Below are 8361 nucleotides of genomic sequence, written 5' to 3'. Positions count from 1 at the left end.
CGCCGGGCCCTCGGGGACGTCCGCGGCCGGACCGGCGGGGAGGTCCGACGGCGGGTCGGCGGGCAGGTCCGCGGGCGGGCCGGCGTCGGCGGACATGCGGCCGGTTCCTCCTCGGGCAGCGGACGATCGGGTCGGACACTCTCGCCGACCTGGCGATCTTGTCAACCGTCGTTGCCGGGCTCTGCGCAGCAGGTGGACGCACCGTCGCGGTGCGACAGCCCGCTGTCACCAGCAGGCCGTCAGGAACGCGTCGGACCACCGTTCAGGCGCAGCCCGGGCCCGTCCGCCGGCAGGACGACCTGATGACCGCCGTGCGCCGCCTCGACCTCGGCCCGCAGGCTCGCGAGCGCGTCGGCCGGCGCGAGGACCTCGAGGGCGCCGAGGGCGGCCCGGACCTGCGCGACGTCGGCGGGCGCCAGCGCCACCGGGCCGTCGGCGGCCTCCCCCTCCACGGCGTGCGCGATCCGCCAGGCGACCCGGCACGGCCCCTCGTGGTCGTCGGGCAGGCCGCACAGCGCGTCGCCGACGAGGGTGGACAGGAGGTGCACCTGCTCCGGCGTCGCGAGCACGTCGACGACGAGCCGCACCACGCGACGGTCGTCAGCGGTCCCCTCCATGGGCAGCAGTCTGCGTTAACGTCACCACCGGGCGACGGCGACACGCCTGGACGGCGGAAGTCCGCACCGTCCGATGGGCTGGTCTTCGGCCTTGTCGATCGACGCGGGCGGCCGGGCCGCCTACTCTCGCGACCATGTCGGCGACCGCGGTGCGCCCGGCGGCCGACGTGCCGCCGTCCGCGCGTGTCGCGCTCGCGCTGCGGCTGCCCGTGCTCGCTGCCGTCGCGGGCACCCTCGGCACCGCCGGGCACGTGCTCGTCGAGCAGGAGGCGCCGCCGCCGCGGCTGCTCGCCGTCGGGCTGGTGCTCGTGGCGCTCTGCGGGCTCCCGGCCCGGCGCCGGGAGGTCTCGGGCGCGGGCGTCACCGTGATGCTCCTCGCCGGTCAGGCGGTGCTGCACCTCGTGCTGTGCCTGTGCCACTGCGTCCCCGGGACGGCGTTCACGACGTTCGTCCACGAGGTGCTCTGCCCCGGCCGGGCCGACGCCGCGGCCCGGGCCTGGGCCGCGGACCCGCTCCTCGTGAGCCGACCGGCCGGCGGGTACGCGGCCCACGTCTACCCCGGGCACGCGATGCTCCTGGCGCACCTGCTGGCCGCACTCGTCGCCGCCTGGTGGCTGCGGCGCGGCGAGGCGGCCGCCTGGGCCGCCCTGCGCACCGTGCGCCCGGCGCTGCGGCTCACCGTGCCCGCGGCCGTCGTCCCCGCCGTCGGGCAGCGCCTGCGGGTGCGCCCCCGCGCTGCCGTGGCGGTCCTGCGCGACCAGGTCCTGGCCGCGGCCGCGCACCCGCGGCGCGGCCCGCCGCTCGCGGTCTGAGCAACCCGTCCGGCCCCGGCCGTTCCGTCAACGCACCGTCCGACGCACCGTGACCTCCTTCCGGTGCACCGCATCCTTCGTCGACGCGCGCGTCGTCCGCGCCGTCGACCCACCCGGTCCACGAGAGGATCCGTCCATGAACCGCCGTCCCACGCGCACCACGACCCTCCTGCTCACCGTCGCCGCCCTCGGCGCCGTGACCCTCACCGGCTGCGCGAGCGGCTCGTCGACGGCGGCGGCCACGTCCGCCCCGCCGGTCACGACGTCGAGCGCCCCGGCGCCGTCCGCCTCCACCCCGAGCCAGACCCCCACGGCCACCGAGACCCCGACGCCGACGCCGACCGAGGAGGGCCAGCTCGTCGAGATCACGGTCGCCGGCGGCAAGGTCACCGGGCCGAAGGGCCGGGTCAAGGTCAAGGCCGGCTCGACGGTGATCCTGCGCGTCACGAGCGACGTCGCCGACGAGATCCACCTCCACGGCTACGACAAGCACGCCGACGTCGAGAAGGGCGGCACCGCCGACCTGAAGTTCAAGGCCACCGTGACCGGCGTCTTCGAGGTCGAGCTGGAGGAGAAGGGCCTGCAGCTCGTCCAGCTCCAGGTGCAGTGACCCCGGACCTCGTCTCGGCGGCCCTGTCGGTCGGCCTGTCGGTCGGCGCGGGCCCGCTCGCCCACGGCGTCGGGACCCGGGCCGACCTCCCNGGCTCGCGGTGCTCGTCTCGTTCGTCGCGCTCGGCGCGCTGTGGCGGACGCCGCGGCTCGCCGGCGCGACGGCGGGGCGGCCGCTCCCGGGGCCGGTGGCCGCCCTCGCGCAGGGCCGCCCCCGGCTCGCCCTGCAGGCCGTCGTCCTCGCGCTGACGGTGCTCGTCGTCGTCATCGCCCTGGCCGGCTCGCCGGACGTCGCGCAGAACGCCGCACCGTGGGCGTTCTTCGTGACGTTCTGGGTCGGGCTCGTGCCGGTGAGCCTGCTCCTCGGCCCGGTCTGGGGTGCGCTCAACCCGCTGCGGACGGCGTACCGGCTCCTCGCCCGGGTGCTCCCGGCGCCGGTCAGGCCGGACCTCGCCGACGGCTGGGGGTACCGGCCGGCGGCGCTGTCGCTCCTGGCGTTCGCGTGGTTCGAGCTCGCCGCGCCGGACCGCAGCGACCCGCGCCGCGTCGGGGCGTTCCTCGTCGCCTACGCCCTGGTCCACCTCGGCGCCGCCGCGGTCGTCGGCGAGCGCTGGTTCCTCCGGGGGGAGGGCTTCGAGGTGTACTCCCGGCTGCTCGGTGCGCTGGCCCCGGTCGGGCGCCGGGCGGACGGCGCGCTCGTGCTGCGCAACCCGCTGGACGGCGCAGCGGCGCTGCCCGTGCGGCGCGGGCTCGTGGCCGTCGTCGTCGTCCTCGTCGGCTCGACCGCGTTCGACGGGGTGGGCCGGACGCAGTGGTGGCAGAACGGGTTCGGCGCCGGCGGCGAGGCGGTCCTGCCGTCGACGTCCGGTCTCGTCACGACGGTCGCCCTCGTCGGGCTGCTCTTCGCCGCCGGGGCCGGGCTGGCCGGCCGGCTCGGCGGCTACCCGGGCGCCGCGGCGCCGCTCGCGCACACGCTCGTCCCGGTGGCCGCCGGGTACGCCGTCGCGCACTACTTCTCGCTGCTCCTCTTCGACGGCCAGACGACCTGGATCCTCCTGAGCGACCCGTTCGCGACCGGGGCGGACCTGCTCGGCCTCACCGGCCGCGGCGTCGACTACCTGCTCGTCACGGCCCGGACGATCTCGCTCGTCCAGGTCGCGGCGATCGTCGGCGGCCACGTCGCCGGCACCGTGCTCGCGCACGATCGTGCGCTGGCGCTCGCGGCCGCCGCGCCCCCGCCGGGCCGCCCGGTGGCGTCGCAGGTGCCGCTGCTCGCCATCATGGTGGTCCTGACCATGACCGGGCTCGCGCTGCTGCTCGGCGCCTGAGCCCGGCCCGGCCCTGAGGAGGACGTGTGCGGACCACAGCGGTGCGGCGGACGGCGGCCGGCCTGGCAGCGGGCACGCTCGTGCTCCTCGCGGGCTGCGGGACGACCCTGACCCCGCAGGAGATGGCCCAGGCCTGCTCCGGGTTCGCGGCCGAGGTCTCCAAGGCAGGGCTCTCCGGGACGCCGACGCAGGCGCAGGCCAAGGCCGTCGCCGATGCGCTCGACGGCATCCTGCCCGGCCTGCGCGACCCGCGCGTGCACGACGCCGGGGTCGCGCTCCACACCCACCTGCACGGCGTCGACACCGCGCTCGGCAAGGGCGACACGGCCAAGGCCGCCGACCTCGCCGCCCGGGCCCGGGAGGACGTCGCGAAGGCGGCGAAGGCCTGCGGCATCCCGCAGAGCGCGTTCCTCGGGGGCTGACGTGCGCCCCCGCGCCGGCCGGCGGCCGAGGGCCGCGCTCGTCGCGGCGCTCGGCCTCCTGCTCGCGCTCGGGCCGGCCGCACCGGCGGCCGCGCACGGTTCCGGCGGCGACGCGCCCTTCTACCGCAGCCGGGTCACGGCGGTCTCCCCCGCGGTCGCCGGGGTCACGGTCGACGTCGCCCGCGACGGGTCCTGGGTGCGGGTCCGCAACACGACGGCTGTCGACCTGGTGCTGCTCGGCTACGACGGCGAGCCCTACCTGCGCATCGGCCCGCAGGGCGCGCAGGAGAACGTCGAGTCGGTGACCTCCCGGGTCAACGGCCGCTTCGGCTCGGGCCTCGTCACCGCCGACACCCCGGCCGCGCAGACGCCCCGGCCGCCGCGCTGGGAGCCGCTCGGGCTCGAGCCCGTCGCCACCTGGCACGACGCCCGCACGCACTACGGCGGCCTCGGCCGGCCGGCCGCCGTCGTCGACGCCCCGTCCCGGCCGCACGCGCTGACGACCTGGCGGCTGCGCGGGCTGTACGGCGACCGGCCGTTCACCGTCGACGGCCGGTTGGACTGGACCGGCCGCGGGCTGCTCGGCAGCCGGACGACGCAGGCGCTGTGGGTCGTCGGCGGCCTCGCCGCGCTCGCCTGCGGGCTGCTCGTCGTCGCCGGCCTGCGCCGTCCGGGTGGAACGGCCCGCGGAAAGGTCAAGATCGCCGCGTGACGGTCGGTGCCCGCGGCGGGCCCGGACGCCCCTGACGCGCACCCGGCGTGACGGCACCGGCCACGACCGCCGGCCGCAGGACCGGGCCCCGACCGACCGTGACCGCACCCCAGGGACCCGTGACGCATCCACCGATCGCACTCACCCGGTCGGCCGTCCGTCGTCACCGGCGCGCCTCGGGACAGTGGCTGCACCCCCAGGCCGACCGTCGGAGGACACCGCATGCCCGCCGCACCCGCCGCCACCCCGACCGGCTCCCCGACCGGCTCCCGGCCGGACGCCGTACCGACGACCCGCCGCGGCCGCGGTGCCCACGAAGCGGGTGACGAAGTTCGTCGCGCTCGCGTACCGGTACGACCGGGCGACCGACCGGACGACGGTCACGAAGGCCACCCGGACGACGGTCACCGTGCAGGTCACCAAGGCCTACGGCCGCACCGCCTACAAGGAGCGCAACGCCGCGGGCGCCTGGGTCCTCGTGCCGTACGTGTGGTCGGCCGCGAAGGCCGGCCTCGTCTACGACCACGGCCTGCGGCTCCAGCTCACCCGGGCGAGCAGCGTGCGGGCCGCCGTCCCGTACGTGACCCGCGACCTCGACCTGCACCTGCTGCGCCGCGCGACGTTCGGCCCGGCACCCGGCGCCCTCGCCGAGCTCCGGGCGCTGGGCCGCAACGCCTGGGTGGACCGCCAGCTCGCGCCGGCGACGATCGACGACCGGCAGTGCGACGCCTGGCTGGCGGCGTCCTTCTCGCACCTGGACGAGCCGATCTGGCACGTCAACGAGCTGCTCGACAACGGGTCGCTCTCCGGCTGGCGGCACCAGCGCGCCATCGCCTCCCACCAGGTCGCTCGGCAGTGCTGGTCGAAGCGCCAGCTGCTCGAGGTCATGGTCGAGTTCTGGTCGCAGCTGTTCAACGTCGACGTGTGGTCCGACACCGCGGCCTCCCGTGCGCACTACGCGAAGATGTTGCGCGCGAGGGCGTTCGGCTCGTACGCCGACCTGCTGTGGGCGGTCGTCACGCACCCGGCCATGCTCGTCTACCTGAACAACGCCGAGTCGACCGACGAGCACCCCAACGAGAACCTCGGCCGCGAGCTGCTCGAGCTGCACAGCGTCGGCGTCGGGTCGCCGTACGGCGAGGCCGGGGTGCTGAACTGCGCGCGGGTCCTCACCGGGCTGTCGGTCTCCCGCGACTCCGGCGAGTTCCTCTACGCGCCCTGGAAGCACTGGGTCGGGCCGGTCCGGGTGCTCGGCTTCACCGACCCGAACCCGACCCAGACCGGCGGGCTCGCCGTGGCCCGGCGTCTGGTGACCTACCTCGCGCACCACGAGGACACCGCCTGGCGGATCGCCCGCCGGCTCGCCGTCCAGTTCGTCTCCGACGCTCCCCCGCAGGCCCTCGTCGACCGGCTGGCCCGGCTCTACCTCGCGCAGGGCACCCGGATCGCCCCTGTCCTGCGCGAGCTGCTGACCTCGCCCGAGTTCGAGGCCGCGCACGGCGCGAAGGTGCGCCGCCCGCAGGAGTACCTCGTGTCCGTCGTCCGCACCCTCGGGTACCGCCCGACCCTGACCGGTGCCGCCGACGCGACCGGCGACCTCGCGTGGCTCATGGAGCAGGCGGGGATGTCGCCGCTGGCCCGGGCGACGCCGGAGGGCTACCCGCTCAAGTCCTCGGCCTGGCTCGGCACCGCGGCCCTGCTCGGCCGCTGGAACGGCGCGATGGACCTCGTCCAGGGCTGGACCGCCCGGCACTCGCTCGTGCGGCCCGACCTGCAGGGCTTCCTCTTCGGGACGGCGGTGCCCGCCACGTGCGGCGCGGCCGTCGACGCCGCGGGGCGCACCCTCTTCGGCGCCCCGATGCTCGCCGCCGACCGCGACGCGCTGCTGGCCGTCATGGGCCTCACGGCGTCGACGCCGCTCGGGGCCGCCGACGGGTTCCTCTCGTGGCGCCTGGAGCACTGGGTCGCGGCGATGCTCCAGACGCCGTACCAGCTCACGGCCTGACCCGTTGCGCGACAACCCTTCTGCCACCGACCGTTCTCCCCAGACCTGCGAGGTTCCCGTGCCCGTCACCGGTCGTGAGTGCGCCGACTGCGCCGCCGTGTCCCGCTCCCGCGCGGCCGCCGGGCCGACCCGGCGCGGCGTCCTCGCCGGCGGCGCCGTCGCCGGCCTGCTCGCCGCGCTCGGCTCCGAGGTGCTCGCGCCGCGGCTGGCGTTCGCCGCGGGCGGCACGCCGTACAGCGGCGACACCCTCGTCGTCCTCTCGCTGCGCGGCGGCTTCGACGGCCTCTCCGCCGTCGCGCCCGTCGGCGACCCGGACCTGGCCCGGCTGCGCCCGACGATCGCCGTCCCGGCCGGGCTGGGGCTGCGGCTCGACGCGACGTTCGCGATGCACCCGGCGCTCACCGGTCTCAAGGCGCTCTACGACGCCGGTTCGCTCGCCGTCGTCCACGCGACCGGGCTGGCCGTGCCGAACCGGTCCCACTTCGAGGCGATGGCCCAGGTCGAGGCCGCGACACCGGGCAGCCCGCTGCGCACCGGCTGGCTCGACCGGGTGCTGTCGCTGCACGACGCGTCCGGGCCGTTCGGCGCGGTCCAGGTGGGCGGCGGCGGGCTGCCGTGGTCGCTGCTCGGCGACTACCCCGAGCTCGGGGTCGGCTCGGTCGACGACTTCGGCCTCGACGGCGTCGACACCGAGGACCTGCCCGCCTGGTCGACGTTCCTCCGGACGGCGTTCGCGCACTCCGACGCCCGCCTCGCCGCGTCGGCGGGCACGGCCCTCGGGGCGCTCGCGACGACGGCCGCGATGCGCGAGGCCGGCTACACGCCGTCCAACGGCGCCGACTACCCCGACTCGGACCTCGGCCGGCAGCTGCGGGACGTCGCGCGGCTCGTCCGGGCGGATGTCGGGCTGCGGGTCGCGACGATCGACTACGGCGACTGGGACATGCACTCCGGGCTCGGCCGGCCCGACGGCGGCTGGATGCGCGACCACCTGCGTGAGCTGGACGACGCCGTCTCCGCCTTCGCGACCGACCTCGGCACCGACCTCGGCCGGGTCACGCTCGTGACGATCAGCGAGTTCGGCCGGCGGGCCGAGGAGAACGAGAACGCCGGCGTCGACCACGGCTGGGGCAACGCGATGTTCGTGCTCGGCGGCCACGTCAACGGCGGCCGGGTGTTCGGCACCTGGCCGGGGCTGCGGGACGTCGACCTCACCGACGGCGACCTCACCGTGACGACCGACTACCGCGCCGTCCTCGCCGACGTCCTGCGCTCGCGGGCCGGGGCGAGCGCCGGCGAGGTGGCGACGGTGTTCCCGGGCTGGACCGGCTCGACGCTGGGGATCACCTCCGCGGCCTGACCGGCGGTCTGACGGACGGCGTGACAGCCCGGGCCCGGGGACGGCAGGCTGGGCCGATGGCGCACCCGCTGATGTTCGACGAGGCGGACCCGCTGCTGGCCCGGGTCCGCGAGCTGGCGCTGGCCTTCCCGGACGCCGCGGAGAAGATCTCGCACGGTCACCCCGCGTTCTCCACGACGAAGGTCTTCGCCTACTACGGCGGCTCGCAGCGCATCGACGGCGAGTGGGTGCAGCACGAGCACTCGCTGCTCGTGCTCACCGACCCCACCGAGCGGGCCGCGCTCGTCGAGGACGAGCGGTGCTACGTGCCCGCCTACCTCGGGGCCTCCGGCTGGGTCGGCCTCGAGCTCGACGACCGCACCGACTGGGCCGAGGTCGGCGAGCTGCTCGACGCCTCCTACCGGCTCACCGCCGGACCGCGCCGGGTGGCCCGGCTGGACACCGCGCGCTGACCCGGCGGGTCCGTCGGGCGGGCCTGTCGGGCGGGCCTGTCGGG

At 76.7% G+C, this 8361-nt stretch carries 8 protein-coding genes; 7 read left to right on the top strand and 1 reads right to left on the bottom strand.

The features are described 5' to 3' along the window. Nucleotides 1-239 precede the first annotated feature (239 nt). Nucleotides 240-617: a hypothetical protein gene (locus tag ECOMGDLI_RS02955; protein ID WP_143447479.1), complete on the bottom strand. Its 378-nt coding sequence runs from the start codon at nt 615-617 to the stop codon at nt 240-242. Nucleotides 618-751: 134 nt separating this feature from the next. On the opposite strand from ECOMGDLI_RS02955, the gene ECOMGDLI_RS02950 reads away from it, so the two are divergent. From ECOMGDLI_RS02950 to ECOMGDLI_RS02915, 7 genes are all read left to right on the top strand, one after another. Further along, nucleotides 752-1429, top strand: a complete 678-nt coding sequence (locus tag ECOMGDLI_RS02950) for a hypothetical protein (RefSeq protein WP_088313447.1) — start codon at nt 752-754, stop codon at nt 1427-1429. Between the two features lie 136 nt (nt 1430-1565). Further along, a complete protein-coding gene (locus ECOMGDLI_RS02945; protein WP_088313444.1) occupies nt 1566-2039 on the top strand; it encodes a hypothetical protein in 474 nt (157 codons plus the stop codon). A 1353-nt stretch (nt 2040-3392) separates the two neighbouring features. Beyond that, nucleotides 3393-3788, top strand: coding sequence for a hypothetical protein (locus ECOMGDLI_RS02935; protein WP_143447478.1), 396 nt, complete (start codon nt 3393-3395; stop codon nt 3786-3788). Between the two features lies 1 nt (nt 3789). Beyond that, nucleotides 3790-4500, top strand: coding sequence for a hypothetical protein (locus tag ECOMGDLI_RS02930; protein WP_088313436.1), 711 nt, complete (start codon nt 3790-3792; stop codon nt 4498-4500). A gap of 307 nt (nt 4501-4807) precedes the next feature. Then, complete coding sequence (locus ECOMGDLI_RS02925; RefSeq protein ID WP_158220872.1) at nt 4808-6505, top strand: DUF1800 domain-containing protein; 1698 nt, start codon at nt 4808-4810, stop codon at nt 6503-6505. A gap of 97 nt (nt 6506-6602) precedes the next feature. Further along, a complete protein-coding gene (locus ECOMGDLI_RS02920) occupies nt 6603-7865 on the top strand; it encodes a DUF1501 domain-containing protein (protein WP_088313453.1) in 1263 nt (420 codons plus the stop codon). 56 nt (nt 7866-7921) lie between these two features. After that, complete coding sequence (locus ECOMGDLI_RS02915; protein WP_088313430.1) at nt 7922-8317, top strand: MmcQ/YjbR family DNA-binding protein; 396 nt, start codon at nt 7922-7924, stop codon at nt 8315-8317. Nucleotides 8318-8361 lie beyond the last annotated feature (44 nt).

Origin of the sequence: Kineosporia sp. R_H_3 (genome assembly GCF_002198675.1) — a bacterium.
In the GTDB taxonomy this organism is placed as follows: domain Bacteria; phylum Actinomycetota; class Actinomycetes; order Actinomycetales; family Kineosporiaceae; genus R-H-3.
Note: the sequence above shows the minus strand (reverse complement) of the source record. Positions and strands in the feature narration are given on the sequence as shown.